Source organism: Actinospineispora acaciae DSM 45401 (assembly GCF_000620785.1).
GTDB classification, from domain to species: Bacteria; Actinomycetota; Actinomycetes; order Mycobacteriales; family Pseudonocardiaceae; genus Pseudonocardia; species Pseudonocardia acaciae.
In genome coordinates, this window is the sequence record NZ_JIAI01000009.1 from 1 (window position 1) to 14444 (window position 14444).

General features: G+C 72.7%; 15 protein-coding genes. 9 read left to right on the forward strand and 6 right to left on the reverse strand.

The features are described from left to right. Positions 1-78 precede the first annotated feature (78 nt). The gene (locus N912_RS0132085; protein ID WP_028925621.1) at positions 79-729 is read left to right on the forward strand and encodes a TetR/AcrR family transcriptional regulator; all 651 of its coding nucleotides are present in this window, start codon (positions 79-81) and stop codon (positions 727-729) included. On the opposite strand, the gene N912_RS0132090 is transcribed toward N912_RS0132085, so the two are convergent. Then, positions 699-1634 (reverse strand): AraC family transcriptional regulator, encoded by a 936-nt coding sequence (locus N912_RS0132090; RefSeq protein WP_028925622.1) that lies wholly within the window; start codon positions 1632-1634, stop codon positions 699-701. The two genes, N912_RS0132085 and N912_RS0132090, sit on opposite strands and share 31 nt — an antisense overlap. A 131-nt stretch (positions 1635-1765) precedes the next feature. On the opposite strand from N912_RS0132090, the gene N912_RS0132095 reads away from it, so the two are divergent. Beyond that, positions 1766-2608, forward strand: a complete 843-nt coding sequence (locus N912_RS0132095; RefSeq protein ID WP_169747997.1) for an NAD(P)H-binding protein — start codon at positions 1766-1768, stop codon at positions 2606-2608. Positions 2609-2641: 33 nt separating this feature from the next. Here N912_RS0132095 and N912_RS0132100 read toward each other — a convergent pair whose 3' ends face one another. Further along, on the reverse strand, positions 2642-3094 hold the full coding sequence (locus N912_RS0132100; protein ID WP_028925624.1) for a DUF5990 family protein: 453 nt from the start codon (positions 3092-3094) through the stop codon (positions 2642-2644). A 27-nt stretch (positions 3095-3121) separates the two neighbouring features. Further along, on the reverse strand, positions 3122-3772 hold the full coding sequence (locus tag N912_RS0132105; RefSeq protein WP_028925625.1) for an alpha/beta hydrolase: 651 nt from the start codon (positions 3770-3772) through the stop codon (positions 3122-3124). Between the two features lie 76 nt (positions 3773-3848). Between N912_RS0132105 and N912_RS0132110 the strand changes: the two genes are divergently transcribed. From N912_RS0132110 to N912_RS56025, 7 genes are all read left to right on the forward strand, one after another. Then, positions 3849-4931: an Rv2578c family radical SAM protein gene (locus tag N912_RS0132110; protein WP_028925626.1), complete on the forward strand. Its 1083-nt coding sequence runs from the start codon at positions 3849-3851 to the stop codon at positions 4929-4931. 73 nt (positions 4932-5004) lie between these two features. Next, a complete protein-coding gene (locus N912_RS0132115) occupies positions 5005-5415 on the forward strand; it encodes a PPOX class F420-dependent oxidoreductase (RefSeq protein ID WP_028925627.1) in 411 nt (136 codons plus the stop codon). A gap of 191 nt (positions 5416-5606) precedes the next feature. Then, positions 5607-6239 (forward strand): hypothetical protein, encoded by a 633-nt coding sequence (locus N912_RS0132120; RefSeq protein WP_028925628.1) that lies wholly within the window; start codon positions 5607-5609, stop codon positions 6237-6239. Between the two features lie 107 nt (positions 6240-6346). Further along, entirely contained in the window at positions 6347-8131 is a 1785-nt protein-coding gene (gene aspS / locus N912_RS0132125; RefSeq protein WP_028925629.1) for an aspartate--tRNA ligase, read from the forward strand. Positions 8132-8140: 9 nt separating this feature from the next. After that, a complete protein-coding gene (locus N912_RS0132130) occupies positions 8141-9073 on the forward strand; it encodes a DUF389 domain-containing protein (protein WP_028925630.1) in 933 nt (310 codons plus the stop codon). 105 nt (positions 9074-9178) lie between these two features. Next, positions 9179-10399 carry a hypothetical protein gene (locus N912_RS56020; RefSeq protein ID WP_051581113.1) on the forward strand — a complete coding sequence of 407 codons (1221 nt, stop codon included), beginning with the start codon at positions 9179-9181 and terminating at the stop codon, positions 10397-10399. 94 nt (positions 10400-10493) lie between these two features. Continuing rightward, complete coding sequence (locus N912_RS56025; protein WP_064745461.1) at positions 10494-11327, forward strand: SGNH/GDSL hydrolase family protein; 834 nt, start codon at positions 10494-10496, stop codon at positions 11325-11327. Here the strand turns inward: N912_RS56025 and N912_RS66565 are convergent. The 3 genes from N912_RS66565 to N912_RS0132155 form a co-directional block, all read right to left on the reverse strand. Continuing rightward, the gene (locus N912_RS66565; RefSeq protein ID WP_028925631.1) at positions 11305-12648 is read right to left on the reverse strand and encodes a DUF2637 domain-containing protein; all 1344 of its coding nucleotides are present in this window, start codon (positions 12646-12648) and stop codon (positions 11305-11307) included. The two genes, N912_RS56025 and N912_RS66565, sit on opposite strands and share 23 nt — an antisense overlap. Before the next feature lie 115 nt (positions 12649-12763). Further along, positions 12764-13921, reverse strand: a complete 1158-nt coding sequence (locus tag N912_RS0132150) for an aminotransferase class I/II-fold pyridoxal phosphate-dependent enzyme (protein WP_028925632.1) — start codon at positions 13919-13921, stop codon at positions 12764-12766. Further along, positions 13918-14418 carry an Lrp/AsnC family transcriptional regulator gene (locus N912_RS0132155; protein ID WP_028925633.1) on the reverse strand — a complete coding sequence of 167 codons (501 nt, stop codon included), beginning with the start codon at positions 14416-14418 and terminating at the stop codon, positions 13918-13920. The genes N912_RS0132150 and N912_RS0132155 overlap by 4 nt, the downstream gene beginning before the upstream one ends. Between the last annotated feature and the right edge of the window lie 26 nt (positions 14419-14444).

Sequence of the window (14444 nt, forward strand, 5' to 3'; positions counted from 1 at the left end):
CTTCAGTACATGTGAACGCAACAGTTCAGTCCAGATGAACTGGACGGGACAGTTCAGCGGGTTGGTAGCATGCGGGGCATGGCCGAACCACCCCGGCGCACGCCCACCGGCGAGCGCGCCGACCTCAAGCGCCGGGCCATCGTCCACGCCGCCCGCGAGGTGTTCCTCACCCGCGGCTACGAAGCCGGCATCGACCTCATCGCCCAGCGCGCCGACGTGTCCAAGGTGACGATCTACAACCACTTCGGGAGCAAGCGAGAGCTGTTCCTCGCGGTGATCCACGACGCCCTCGAAGACGCGCTCCAGCAACCGAAGTCGGCCCTGGAAAAGAGCCTGGCGGAGTCCAGCGACATGCGCGAGATCCTCATGCGGGCGGCGCGAGGATGGGTGGCCGGAATGGCGCAGCCACAGGTACTTGCGCTACGCACCCTCGTCGCCAGCGAGGTGGAGCGATTCCCCGAGCTCGGCCAGGCATGGAAGGCCAACGGCCCCGGCCCAACGTCCGCCATCCTCGTCGAGGAGTTCCGCGCACGCATCGACGCCGGCGAGCTCGACATCCCCGACATCGACCTGGCACTGGTCCAGCTCTACGCACTCGTCCTCTACCCACACTTCGCCCACCTCGCATACGGCGAACGAATCGACAAAAAACGCGCCAACGAGCTCATCGACCGCGGCGTGGACATGTTCCTCACCTACTACTCGGTGAGGCGTGCGTCGGCCCGGTAGTGGCCGGGGGTCATGTGGTACTCGCGGCGGAATGCCTTGGCGAAAGCGAACGCGGATCCGTAGCCGGCGGCGTCGGCGAGTTGGGCCAGCGGCTTGTCGGTGTCGCGGAGCAGGCGGGCGGCCGTGGTCATGCGCCAGCGGGTGAGGTAGGTCAGCGGCGGTTCGCCGACCAGGGCGGTGAACCGGCGCGCGAAGGCGGCGCGTGAGAGGCCCGCGACGGCGCCGAGCTGGCCGACCGTCCAGGTGCGTTCCGGGTGCTCGTGGATGGCGGCCAGGGCTCGGGCGGTCACGGGGTCGGCCAGGGCCGCCGACCACCCGTCCGCCGGGCTGGCGTCCCGCAACCAGGCGCGCAGCATGTACACCAGCAGCGCGTCGACGAGCGTCGGTGTGACGGCGGTCGATCCCGGTGGTCGGTTCTCCAGCTCGTCGCCGAGCAGCGTGGTCAGGGCGTGCAGGCCGGGATCGCGGCCCGGCCTGGCGGGCAGGTGCAGCACATCGGGCAAACCCGTCAGCAGCGGGTGTGGCCGGTGGCGCTGCAGCAGGTAGGCGCCGCACAGCGTGACGGCGCGGGCGCCGGCGCCGGGTATCGACATCTGTCCGAACGGCGCGGAGGGGGTGTCGCGCGTGGGTGCGAAGTCGATGAGCGGCACGTCCGGCGCGGACGCCATGGCGTGTGCGGTTCCTCGCCCGAGCAGGACGACGTCGCCGGGGGCCAGCTCGACGGGCTCGAACGTTGCCGAGTCCTCCGACGGCGGGAGGAGCCAGCAGGAGCCCTGGAGCACGACATGAAACGCGGCGCCGGTGATGTGCGTGAACCGCAGACCCCACGGTGCATGCGTCTCGGTGCGCGCGGCGACGGGCCGGCCGATGCGCATCGCGGCCAGGATGTCCGCCATCACGTCCATGCCGTGCAGGCTAGTCGTCTGCGAGAGCGAGATGCTTGGACAAAAGATCGAGCCTCTCAGCCATTTTTCGTCTCCCTGTCCGGACATAGCGTGGCGCTCCTAGGGCGACCCGACGCGAACGGAGGCGGATGATGAACGTTCTGGTGACAGGCGCGACCGGCAAGGTGGGGCGGCGGATGGTCGCGCGCCTGGCGGCGGCCGGCGTCGAGGTGCGGGCCGGCAGCCGCCACCCCGGCGCGGCGACCTCGCCCCATGTCACGCCCGTCGTGTTCGACTGGTACGACAGGTCGACCTGGGCGCCGGCGCTGGGGGAGGCCGAGGGCGTGGTCGTCAAGGGCCTGGACCTGGACCACTACGCCCACGAGACGGTCTCCCAGCTGATCGCCGCGGCTCCGCGGGTGCGGCGGGTGGTCCTGCTGTCCGCGCCGGGTGTCGAGCGGTTGCCCGATGACCAGCCCCGACGCGCCCTCGAGCTGACCGTGCGGGACCACGGCAGGGACTGGGTCATCCTGCGGGCGAACTGGTTCATGCAGAACTTCGACGAGGACGAGCGCGTCTTCGCCGAGGCACTGCGCACCCGTGGCGAGCTGCACGCGCCGACAGGCCGGGCCAGGGTCAGTTTCGTCGACACCCGCGACGTCGCCGACGCCACCGTCGCCGGCCTGACCGAGGACCGCGCCGGCGGCCACGCCTTTACCCTGACCGGCCCGGATTCCCTCACGTTCGGCCAGGTGGCGGACGCAATCGGCCGCGCAACCGGGCGCACCGTTCGGCACGTCGACGCGACCTTGCCCGAACACCGCGAGCACATGCGCCGACCCGACCGCCCCGCCGGCTACGTCAACCACATCAACCACCTGTTCGAGGTGGTCAGAACCGGCGTTCAGGCCGCCGTCAGCGACGACTACCGGCGGCTCACCGGTAACCCGCCGCGCACCTTCGAGAACTACGTCAAGGATGCCTGGACCCGCTGACGAACCTCCTTTCTTGGCTCGGGGTGCGCCCGGTCAGCCGGCGATCCACTCGAGCTGTGGCGGCCGCACCTGGGCGCACAGGGGTTGGCCACTGGCGTCGGTGAGCCGAAGGCGGGCGACGAGGCGTCCGGACCGGGTGGCCGCGCGCAGGACGTCCGGGTCGATCGCGTCCAGCATGAGCTTGGCCCTGCGGAACATGCTGAACTCGCCGGTCTCGCCGATCGTTCCCCACGACAGGTAGATGAACCGGTCCGTGGGACGGCCCTGGACGTATCGCCCCGTGACGTCGATGCCGGTCGGCGTGTTGGTGGCGGCGCAGTCGATGGACCATGTCGCGGTGGGAGCATCGCCCGGGTGCGGGTCGAGCAGCTCGGCGGGGCGATTTCGCCGTTGCAGCCCTACGTGGATGTTGGCGTAGCCCGGGAAGTTCGGGCCGGGGCCACAGGCGCGACCGGGCAGCCCCGTGGCCTCGATCCGGATCTCCATACCGCAATCATCCTCACTCGCAGGTGGTCAGCGTCCAAACGCCCACCCCACCATCAGCGGGAACTCTTCTCGCCAGAACGCGTCGCCGTGCGACCCGACCCGCTCGGTCATGACTACGTCCGTGCCCGCGTCGCGCAGCGCGTCCGCCCACCGGGTCGCGTTCTCGAGGAAGAACGGCTCCAGCGTGCCGGCGACGATGTACGCGCGCGGGAGCGAATCCGGCATCGGGGCGGGCGGCCGGTAGCCCGCCCCCGGCGACGCGCAGAAGACCGCGCCGTAGATGTCGGGATGGCGAAGCCCCATGGCGAGCGAGAGCTCTCCACTCGCGGAGACGCCACACACCGCCGTGCGCTCGGCGGCCAGCGCGACTCCGAAACGTGACAGCACCCATCGGGGGACGTCCTCGACGAAGAACTTCTCGTGCGCCGCGAACCGTTCCGCGTCAAAGACCGGCGAGTACTCGTGGAGCCTGGGCATCTCGTCGTCCGGCCGATGCGTACCGACGATCATGGTTGGCGGTACGTCGACGCCCTCGAGGGTTGCGCCCCACTGCGAGATCAACTGGCCGTCACCGGCGAACACCACCGCCTCGGGCGGAACCGATGGAACGTACGCCGTCACCTGCCGACCACCGTCGTAGTCCAGCGTCTCGGTGACGTACTCACCCGTGATGCTCACCGCCTCCTCCCTGTCGTCACGGCAAGCCCGAAACGCGGGGACATCGGGCTTGCCATTGCATCGAACATGTGTTCGAATGTACCACGTGCGTTGGGGAGGTCAAGAGGTCGTTGCGGACGGTGTCGGGAGCGATGCCGTGCTGCCGGGCATGCGCGGGCTGCTGCGGTCGGTGCGCACGCCCGAGTTTGCCGGCATGGTGTTTCACGAGGTCGAAGCCAGGTCCGCGCTGAACAAGGTGCCCGGCGGCTCGATGCCGTTCGGCTGGACCGTCAACCCCTACCGGGGCTGCAGCCATGCGTGCGCCTACTGCTTCGCCCGCAACTCGCACACCTACCTGGAGCTCGACGCCGGCGAGGACTTCAACCGCCAGGTCGTGGTGAAGGTGAACGTGGCGGGGGTGCTGCGGCGTGAGCTGCGCTCGTCGCGGTGGCGGCGCGAGCACGTCGCGATGGGCACGAACACCGACCCGTACCAGCGCGCCGAGGGGCGGTACCGGCTGATGCCCGGTGTGATCGACGCGCTGGCCCGGTCCGGCACGCCGTTCTCGGTGCTCACCAAGGGCACCCTGCTGGCCAGGGACCTGCCGTTGCTGGCGGCCGCCTCATCGGAGGTCTCGGTGGGCCTCGGCGTATCCGTCGCGCTGACCGACCGCGCGCTGCAGGCCAGCCTGGAGCCGGGCACGCCCACGCCGGCCGCCCGGCTGGACCTGGTGCGCCGGATCAGCGATGCGGGGTTGTCCTGCGGGGTGATGGTGGCGCCGGTGCTCCCGTTGCTCACCGACTCCGAACAGGCTCTCGACGCGCTGCTGGCCCAGGTGGCGGCGGCGGGTGCGAGCGGGGCGACCGTCTTGGCGCTGCACCTGCGCCGAGGCACCCGGGAGTGGTTCCTGAGCTGGCTGGCCCGCGAGCATCCGGGCCTGGTGGCTCCTTACCAACGGCTCTACTCCCGGGGCGCCTACGTCGACCGGCGCTACCGGGAGGAGCTGGGCAGGCGGGTGGCGCCGCTGCTGCGCAGGCACGGGCTGGCCCGCTCGGCCGCGCCGCGCGGGTTGCCGGGGGATGACGAGGGGACCTGGCCCAGGGGGAGCCTGCCGGAGGCGCGCCGGTCCCGGTCCCGAGACGGGGAGGAGGTGGATGGCGAGCAACTGTCACTGCTGTGAACGGGGTCGCCCGGGGGGAGTGTCGGGTCGCCGGAGGGCGGATCGGCGGGCGCGAACCGGCTAGGTTGGCGAGATGGAGCTGGACGAGGCCCGCGAGTACGTGCGCACCCACCACCGGGCGGTGCTCACCACGCTCAGGGCGGACGGGACGCCGCAGATGTCGCCGGTCAGCGTCGGCTTGCACGAGAGCGGGCGCGTGCTGGTGAGCAGCCGGGAGACCGCGTACAAGGTGCGGAACCTGCGCCGCGATCCCCGGGTGTGGTTGTGCGTCTTCCCGGACGAGTTTTTCGGGCGGTGGATCCAGGTCGGGGGCCGCGCGGAGATCGTCTCGCTGCCGGACGCGATGCCGGGGCTGGAGGAGTACTACCGGGGGATCTCCGGTGAGCACCCGGATTGGGCCGACTACCGGGCCGCCATGGTCCGCGAGCGGCGGGTCCTGGTCCACATCGACCTGGAGCACGCCGGTCCCGACCGCTCGGGCTGAGCGTCGGCCACCGTCGCCGGGCTTGCGAGCTTGGGTCGCCGGGGCTTGCGAGCTTGAGTGGCGTGGCGTACCTGACACGGGCTGTCAGGTACGGGTGCCAGGCTGCGGCCATGTCAGCAACGGCCACGTCAACTGCGGCCACGTCAACCGCGGCCGGGTCAACCGCGGCCGGGTCAGCCGCGGCGTCACGCGTGTACCTGGAGCTCGGGCCGAAGAAGGTGTTCGCGTGCTCGGTCGACTGGCCGGGGCTGTGCCGGGTCCGGAGCGGCGAGGAGCCGGCGCTCGACGCGCTGCGCGAGTACGAGCCGAGGTACCGGCCGATCGCCGAACGTGCCGGGCTGGGCGGCTTCCGGCTTGGTGAGCTCACCGTGGTGGAGCGCGCGCGGGGCGGCTCCAGCACGGACTTCGGCGCGCCCGGCGCGATCCCCGAGCTGGATGCCGCCCCGGTCGGCGCCGAGGAGGCCGGGCGCGCGGTCGCGTTGATGCGGGCGGCGTGGGCGGCGTTCGCGGAGGCGGCGGCCGAGTCGCCGGCCGAGCTGCGCAAGGGTCCCCGGGGCGGCGGGCGCGACCGGGACAAGATGGTCGCGCACGTGGTCGAGGCCGAGCGGTCCTACGCGCGCAAGGTCGGTGTGCGGCACCGTCCGTTCGACGTCGCCGACCCGGGGCCGCTGGCGGCGTTGCGCGACGAGCTGGTCGAGGTGCTCGGGCGGCCGTCCGACGGGGCGCCGCCGGTCGAACGGGGCTGGCCGGCACGGTACGCCGTCCGCCGGATCGTCTGGCACGTGCTCGATCACCTGTGGGAGATGCAGGACCGCGCGTCGTGAGCCTGGACACCCGCGGGCGCCTGACACGGACGCCGCGCCGCGCGCCCCGCGGGTGAACCGAAACCTGCTGGCCGGGCACCCGGGGCGGGCGGCTAACCTCACGTTCCGTGATTCGAACCCACTCCGCCGGCGCGCTGCGCGCCGAAGACGCTGGTAGCACCGTGACCCTCGCCGGATGGGTCGCCCGCCGCCGCGATCACGGTGGAGTGATCTTCATTGATCTCCGGGACGCGTCCGGGGTGGCGCAGGTGGTGTTCCGCGAGGGCGAGATGGCCGAGCGCGCGCACCGGCTGCGGGCCGAGTTCTGCGTCGCGGTCACCGGTGAGGTGTCCATCCGTCCGGAGGGCAACGAGAACCCGGAGCTGCCCACCGGGGACATCGAGGTCACCGCCACCGAGCTGACCGTGCTCAGCGAGTCCGCCGCGCTGCCGTTCCCGCTGGACGAGCACACCGAGGTCGGCGAGGAGGTCAGGCTCAAGCACCGCTACCTGGACCTGCGCCGCGCCGGCCCGGCCGCCGCGCTCAAGCTGCGCAGCGAGGCCAACCGGATCGCCCGCGAGGTGCTGCACGCGCGCGACTTCGTAGAGGTCGAGACCCCGACGCTGACCAGGTCCACCCCCGAGGGCGCGCGCGACTTCCTGGTGCCGGCGCGGCTGCGGCCGGGGTCCTGGTACGCGCTGCCGCAGAGCCCGCAGCTGTTCAAGCAGCTGCTCATGGTGGCCGGCCTGGAGCGGTACTACCAGATCGCCCGCTGCTACCGCGACGAGGACTTCCGCGCCGACCGCCAGCCGGAGTTCACCCAGCTCGACGTCGAGGCCAGCTTCGTCACCGAGGACGACGTCATCGAGCTGGGCGAGCTGATCGTCGCCGAGCTGTGGCGCGGGCTGGCCGGTTACGAGGTCCCGCGCCCGATCCCGAGGCTGACCTACGCCGACGCGATGGCCCGCTACGGCACCGACAAGCCCGACCTGCGCTACGGGGTCGAGCTCACCGAGCTGACCGAGTACTTCGCCGAGACCGGCTTCCGGGTGTTCCAGGCGCCGTACGTGGGCGCGGTCGTGATGCCCGGCGGCGCCGCCCAACCTCGCCGGCAGCTCGACGCCTGGCAGGAGTGGGCCAAGCAGCGCGGGGCGCGGGGCCTGGCCTACGTGCTCATCGACGACGACGGCACCGTCAGCGACCGCGGCCCGGTCGTCAAGAACCTGTCCGAGTCGGAGCGCGACGGGCTGGCCAAGGCGGTCGGCGCCGAGCCGGGGGACTGCGTGTTCTTCGCCGCCGGCCAGACCGGCGACGCCCGGGCGCTGCTCGGCGCCGCGCGCGACGAGATCGCCCGCCGCTGCGAGCTGGTCGACGAGGACGCCTGGTCGTTCGTGTGGGTGGTGGACGCGCCGATGTTCGAGCGGGTCCGCGACGACAGCGGCCGCGAGCTGGGCTGGACCGCGGTGCACCACCCGTTCACCGCGCCGAACGCGGACTGGACGGACCGCTTCGAGCAGGCGCCGGACCAGGCGCTGGCCTACGCCTACGACATCGTGTGCAACGGCAACGAGATCGGCGGCGGCTCCATCCGTATCCACCGCTCGGACGTGCAGCAGCGGGTGTTCGCGCTGCTCGGCATGGACGAGGCGGAGCAGCGGGAGAAGTTCGGCTTCCTGCTCGACGCGTTCGCCTACGGGCCGCCGCCGCACGGTGGCATCGCGTTCGGCTGGGACCGGATCTGCATGCTGCTGGCGCGGGCGGAGTCGCTGCGGGACGTGATCGCGTTCCCGAAGACCGGCGGCGGGTACGACCCGCTGACCGCCGCGCCCGCCCCGATCAGCGCCGAGCAGCGCAAGGAGGCCGGCGTGGACGCGGTGCCACCCAAGCCGGACTCGGGCACTTCGGCCGGATAGGGCGCGACGGTGCTGCGCATTCGGGTGCTCTCGCCGCCGGAGTACTCCGAGCGGGCGCGGCGGCTGCTGCTCGACGAGCCGGGGGCCACCCACGTGACGGTGTTCCCCGGCGCGGCGCTGCGGCCGGAGGGTGACGTGATCGAGGCGGTGCTGACCAGGGAGTGCGCCGACGGCCTGCTGTCCGCGCTGCAGGATCTCGGGCTGGAGCGCACCGGCGGGATCACCCTGGAGCACCTCGACACCGTGCTCTCCGACGCCGCGGACGCCGCCGAGGCGGCCGTGCCCGGCGACCCGGCCGACGCGGTGATCTGGGACGAGCTGATCGAGAACACCGGCGAGGAGTCCCGGCTCACCGTCAGCTTCCTGGCGTTCCTGACCATCGCCTGCGTGCTCGCCGCGATCGGCGCGATCACCGACTCGCCGGTCACCGTGGTCGGCGCGATGGTGCTCGGCCCTGAGTTCGGGCCGCTGGCTGCGCTCGCGGTCGGCGTGGTGCTGCGCCGGCGCGACCTGGTCAGGCGCGCGGGCCTGGCGCTCGGGGTGGGGTTCCCGGTGGCCATGGCGATCACCGGGGTGGCCAGCGTGCTGTTCCACCTCACCGGCCTGCTCGACCGCACCACCATCGCCAACATCCCGCAGGTGGACTTCATCTACGAGGTCGGCCCGTTCTCGCTGATCGTCGCGCTGCTCGCGGGCGCGGCCGGGATGCTGTCGCTGACCTCGGCGAAGTCGGGCGCGCTGGTCGGCGTGTTCATCTCGGTCACCACCGTCCCCGCCGCCGCGTTCGCCGCGGTGGCCGCCCTGGAGGGCAGCTGGGACCGCGCCGCGTCCTCCGCCGCCCAGCTCCTGGTCAACCTCCTCGGCATCGTCGCGGCCGGCGCCGCCGTCCTCTGGCTCTCCCCGCGCCGCCGCAAGTTATCCGCCCGCACAACCACTTCGTAGCTCGCACACGTGCTGAAGCAGGTGTGCAAGGTACGGACTGGGTGTGTGGGCGGTAGCGGGCAAAGGCCAGCGGGGACGCCTACCCCGGCGGTAGGGTCAGGGACGATGATCCGTCCCGCCGCCGGCCGCCGGTCGGCCGACTCGTCGACGGCCGTGGCAGTGGAGCGAGCGCTCGGCCTGGCCGAGCAGCTGCTCACCCGACGGTACGGCGCGACCGTGAGGCTGGCCGACCCGGAGGACCTCGGCGGCAGCGCCCGGTCGCTGGTGTTGCGCACCAAGGTGACGGAGAACCCGTTCGGGCTGCCGCGCAGCCTGGTGATCAAGCACTACCAGCGCAACCCCACCCCGGGCCGGGCTGACCGGTTCCGCCACGAGGCGGCCAGCTGCCAGCTGTTCACCGCCATGCAGGGGGACTCGCGGCCCAGCTCGGAGCTGTTCGGGTACGACGCGGCGAACCGGCTGCTGGTGCTGGAGGACCTGGGGCGCTCGTCCACCCTGGCGGACAAGCTGTTCGGCAGCGACGCGGGCGCGGCCGAGCGGTGCCTGCTCAGCTGGGCGCGGGCGCTGGGGCGGCTGCACGCGCTGACGGCCGGGCGCGAGCACGACTTCGACGCGCTGCTGCGCCGGCTGGGCGAGCGGTCCTGGCGCGACCCGATGGCCGACGAGGCGCGCTCCGCGCTGGCCACCCTGCCCGAGCTGATCGAGGCCAAGCTGGGGGTGCGGGTCGGGCCGGCGGCGGCCGAGGAGGCCAGGGCCACCGCCCGGCTGCTCGGCGGCACGCGATACCGCGCGTTCAGCCCGTCGGACACCTGCCCGGACAACAACCTGGTGACCAGGAAGGGCGTGCGGTTCGTCGACTTCGAGTGGGGCTGTTTCCGGGACGTGATGCTGGACGCGGCGTACACCCGGGTGCCGTTCCCGGCGTGCGAGAGCAGCTTCGCGCTGCCGGCCGGGATGGCCGACGCGATGCTCGCGGCGTGGCGCGCTGAGGTCGTCTCCGTGTGGCCCGACCTGGACGAACCGGCCAGGCTGCGGGCCCGGCTGCTGGACGCGCAGCTGCTGTGGGTGTGGCTGTGCACGTTGCTGCTGTTGCCGGCGGGGCTCGCGGAGAACTCCCTGATCGGCAGGGACACCACCCGCTCGCCCCGGGCGCTGCTCGCGCTGGCGCACTACTGGGGCGCGCTGGCCCGCGACGCCGCCGGCGGGGGACGGCCGGCGAGCGCGGAGCTGGCCGAGGCCATGGTGGCCGCGCTGCGCCCGAAGCTCGGTGACGGACAGCCCGAGCTCCCGCTGTTCCCGGCGTTCCGGGCGCGTACAACCGACTAGCAACACCCGCCGCACCGACCGTTCCGCAACAGGTCCACGGCCCGTCACTCCGTTCTCACCGTGGGTGAGTCCTGGTTCGTGATCGTGTTCAGCTGTGACCGCTGAGACCATTGCACCCCTGCCGGGCGCCGAGCCGGCACGGGTGGTACGAGGGCTGGTCGTCCTCGGCGACTCCACGCCGGTCGGCATCGGCGACCCGCTGCCCGGCGGTGGCTGGCGTGGGTTCGGGCCGCTGCTGCTGGGCTCGCTGGGCGCTCCGGGCGCCGTGCGCTACGCCAACGTGTCGTTCCCCGGGGCCAGGATGGCCGACGTGCGCCGCCGCCAGCTCGGCGCCGCCGTGCGGGTGCGCCCTGACGTCGCGGTGCTGGTCGTCGGGATGAACGACACGCTGCGCTCGGACTTCGACCCGGTGGCGCTGACCGAGGACTACGACGCGGTGGTGGCGGCGCTGCGGGCGGCCGGTGCCACGGTGCTCACCGTCAGGTTCCACGACCACAGCCGGGTGTTCTGGCTGCCGGGGCCGCTGCGGCGTGCGCTGCGGGTACGGATCAACGAGCTGAACGCGGTGACCGACGCGGTGGTGGCGCGGCACCGGATCGGCCGCCTCGACCTGGACACCCTGCCGGGCGGCTACCACCGCGCGGCGTGGAGCGTGGACCGGCTGCACCCCTCGGAGCTGGGGCACCGGATGCTGGCGCGCGGGTTCGGGGAGCTGCTCTCCGACGCCGGGTTCGCGGTGCCGCATCCGGTGAGCCTGGCGCGCGGCGGCGGCCGCGAGATCACCGCGGCGCACCACCTGCTGTGGCTGGTGCTCAAGGGGCTGCCGTGGGTGTGGCGGCGCGGGCGCGACCTGGTGCCGTACGCGGCGTCGATCGCGCTGCGCGAGCTGGCCGGCGCGCCGGCGCTCAGCGCCCGCCAATCACACTGAGGCCCGAGTCGAAGCCCTGCCCGTCGTACTCCGCCTGGGCGCGGCGCCGGTGGAGCAGCTCGCGCGCCTGACCGAGCAGCCGCCGGCCGGTGCGCGGTGAGGCGTTGATGTTGAGCAGCTCGCTGACCCGCTCGCCGGTGAGGTCCTCGGAGTCGTCGGTGGCCGCCAGGTGCCGGGCGAGCTGCTCGACGCGGGGGTCGACGGGCCGGTTCGGGTCGAAGCCGTTCTCGGTCTCGTTGTCGTTGTCCGGGTCGAGGTCGGTCTCGTTGTCGGGGGCCGTTCCGTTGGTCAGCTGCTCACCGTTGCGCGACGGCTCGGGCTCGTAGCGGGTCCGCTGGCGGGTCGCGACGGAGCCCGCGTCGGCCTGGCGGGCCACCTCGGTGGGCGGTGGCACGGGCCGGACGTGGCGAGCCGGCGCCGGGGCCGAGGGCGGTGGCGGCGGCTCGGGGTGCGCGGGCGCCGGGGGAGCCTCGGCCATCGTTGGCTCCGAGGGCGCGGGCTGGGAGTTCGGCGGGTTCGGCGCGGCGTGCGCGGGTTCACTCGGGGGCGCCGGGGCGTTCGCCAGCGGCGCGCTGAACGAGGGCGCGAGCGCCGGGGCCGGTGCGGCGTGCCGGGCGGCGGGCGGGGGTGGTACGGGCTGGACAGGTGTCGTGGCGTCGACCCGGGACACCGACGCGGTGGCCGGCACCGGATCCGGCTCGTCGTCGGCCGGCCGGTTCCGAGGCGTCCTGGCCGACGGCGCGATGGTGTGCTCCATCGCGGTGATCTCCAGGACCATGGTGCGCCAGGCGAAGAACGTGGCCCACGGCGCCAGCACGAACCGGATCAACCGGGGGTAGGGCACCGCGACCGGCGGCGGCAGGCCCCGGCGCCGCTGCACCTGCCGGCGCAGCTCGGCCAGCAGCACCTCGAAGGCCAGGTTGGCCGCGACGGGCACGGCCACGCCGAGCGTCACGGTGACCATGTCCTGGTTGGCCCGCAGGTAGGCCCAGACGCCGTTGCTCGCCGACGACGCGGCGACCGCGACCACGGTGGCCAGCCGGGCCGGCACCGCCGGGCGGGCGTCCAGCGAGGCCGCCCAGGCCACGCCGGCCATGGACACCGCGAAGCCGTCGATCACCAGCGGCAGCAGGTGGGGGAAGACGAAGCCCTTGGAGGCGGCGAAGTTGCTCTGTTCCTGGAACGACCACACACAGCCCAAGATCCACACGGAGGCGACGGCGAACAGCGCCGTGCGCATCGGCAGGGCGGCGCCCAGCCGGCGCCAGTACCCGTTTCCCGCTGACGGCCGGCGGTTCCACGCCGCGTCAGGGTCCGACATGGAGATCCCCCTCATGTCTCCCGCCGCGACGGTCGTCGGGCGGTCGGTGCTGTCACTGTAGGGCGTGACAGGGTGGTTCTCTACTCGACCGCGATTATGACCGCCGCCGGTGCCGTCACCCACCCTTTCGCAGGAATCGTGCCATCCGTTCCAGCGCCTCCTCCAACAGCGGCAGCGCCGTCGCGTAGGAGCACCTGATGTGGCCCTCGCCGGGCGCGCCGAACACGTTCCCCGGCACCACCGCGACGCCCTCGGCGTGCAGCAGCCGCTCGGCGAACGCCTCGGAGTCCAGGCCGCTGGAGCGGATGGAGGGAAAGGCGTAGAACGCCCCGCCGGGCTCCGGGCAGTCCAGCCCGATCTCGCGCAGCCCCTTGACGAACACCCGGCGCCGCCGGTCGTAGTCCGCGACCATCTGGGCGACGTCCTCGCCGCCCGCGGACAGCGCCTCCACGGCCGCGAGCTGGGACACGTGCGGCGCGCACAGCATCGTGTACTGGTGCATCCGCAGGCACAGCTCGGCCACCGGCGCCGGCGCGCACAGGTAGCCGACCCGCCAGCCGGTCATGGCGTGCGCCTTGGAGAACCCGCCGAGCAGCACCGTCCGCTCCCGAGCGCCGGGCAGCGAGGGCAGGCAGGTGTGCGCGGCGGTGTAGCTGAGCCGGTCGTAGATCTCGTCCGAGACCAGGTACAGGTCGTGCCGCCGGGCCAGCTCGACCAGCGCGGCGAGGTCCTCGCGGCTCTGCACCGCGCCCGTCGGGTTGGCCGGCGAGCCGATCAGCACCGCCTTGGTCCGCTCGGTGACCGCCGCCTCGATGGCCTGCGCCCGAAGCCGGAAGCCGTCCTCGGCGTGCGTGGCCACCGGCACCGGCACGCCGCCCGCGAACGACACGCACGGCTGGTACGCCACGTAGCAGGGCTCCGGGACGATCACCTCCTCGCCGGGCTCCAGCAGCACCCGCAGCGCCAGGTCCAGCCCCTCCGAGACGCCGGCGGTGATCACGCACTCGCCGTCGGGGGCGTAGTCGACCTGGTACCGGGAGGACAGCTCGGCGCAGATCAGCTCGCGCAGCCGGGGCAGGCCGGCGTTGGAGGTGTACGTGGTGGCGCCGTGCTCCAGCGCGTAGATCCCGGCCTCCCTGACCCGCCACGGGGTGACGAAGTCCGGCTCGCCGACGCCGAGCGAGATCACGTCGGCGCGCTGGGCCGCGATGTCGAAGAACCTGCGGATTCCGGACGGGGGACAGGCCGATATGACGCTGTTGAGCGGTTTCATGGCATGACGGGCAGGCGGTGGTCCGGCTCCGGTTCGACGAACGCGTCGCCGTCGCGCTTGTAGGTCTTGAGCACGAAGTGGGTGGCCGTGGCCTGCACCCGGTCGATGGTGGACAGCTTCTGCGCCACGAACTCGCTGACCTCGCGCAGGCTGCCGCCGGTGATCGTGCAGCGCAGGTCCTGGGTGCCGGAGACCAGGTACACCGAGCGCACCTCGGGGAACCGGGAGATCCGCTCGGCCACGTCGTCGAACCCGACGCCCCTGGCCGGGGCCAGCGACACGTCGATGAACGCGGTGATCGTCTCGGGCAGGTCGGGCTGGACCGCGCGGTTGAACCGGTCCCAGTCCACCACCGCCTTGTACCGGCGAATGATCCCGGCCGCCTCCCACTCGCCGATCCGCTCGCGGACGGTCTGCTCCGGGATGTCGGTCATGGTGGCGATCCGCTCGGCGGTCGCCCGCCCGTCACGGGCCAGGATCTCCAGGATCTCACGCACCTCGCGACCTTAACCGGGCCGGAACC

Coding starts and splice junctions, on each gene's coding strand:
- N912_RS56020 (WP_051581113.1), top strand. CDS start 9,179: ATGATCCGTCCCGCCGCCGGCCGCCGGTCGGCCGACTCGTCGACGGCC.
- N912_RS0132150 (WP_028925632.1), bottom strand. CDS start 13,921: ATGAAACCGCTCAACAGCGTCATATCGGCCTGTCCCCCGTCCGGAATC.
- N912_RS0132100 (WP_028925624.1), bottom strand. CDS start 3,094: ATGGAGATCCGGATCGAGGCCACGGGGCTGCCCGGTCGCGCCTGTGGC.
- N912_RS0132110 (WP_028925626.1), top strand. CDS start 3,849: ATGTACCACGTGCGTTGGGGAGGTCAAGAGGTCGTTGCGGACGGTGTC.
- N912_RS0132090 (WP_028925622.1), bottom strand. CDS start 1,634: ATGGACGTGATGGCGGACATCCTGGCCGCGATGCGCATCGGCCGGCCC.
- N912_RS66565 (WP_028925631.1), bottom strand. CDS start 12,648: ATGTCGGACCCTGACGCGGCGTGGAACCGCCGGCCGTCAGCGGGAAAC.
- N912_RS0132115 (WP_028925627.1), top strand. CDS start 5,005: ATGGAGCTGGACGAGGCCCGCGAGTACGTGCGCACCCACCACCGGGCG.
- N912_RS0132085 (WP_028925621.1), top strand. CDS start 79: ATGGCCGAACCACCCCGGCGCACGCCCACCGGCGAGCGCGCCGACCTC.
- N912_RS0132095 (WP_169747997.1), top strand. CDS start 1,766: ATGAACGTTCTGGTGACAGGCGCGACCGGCAAGGTGGGGCGGCGGATG.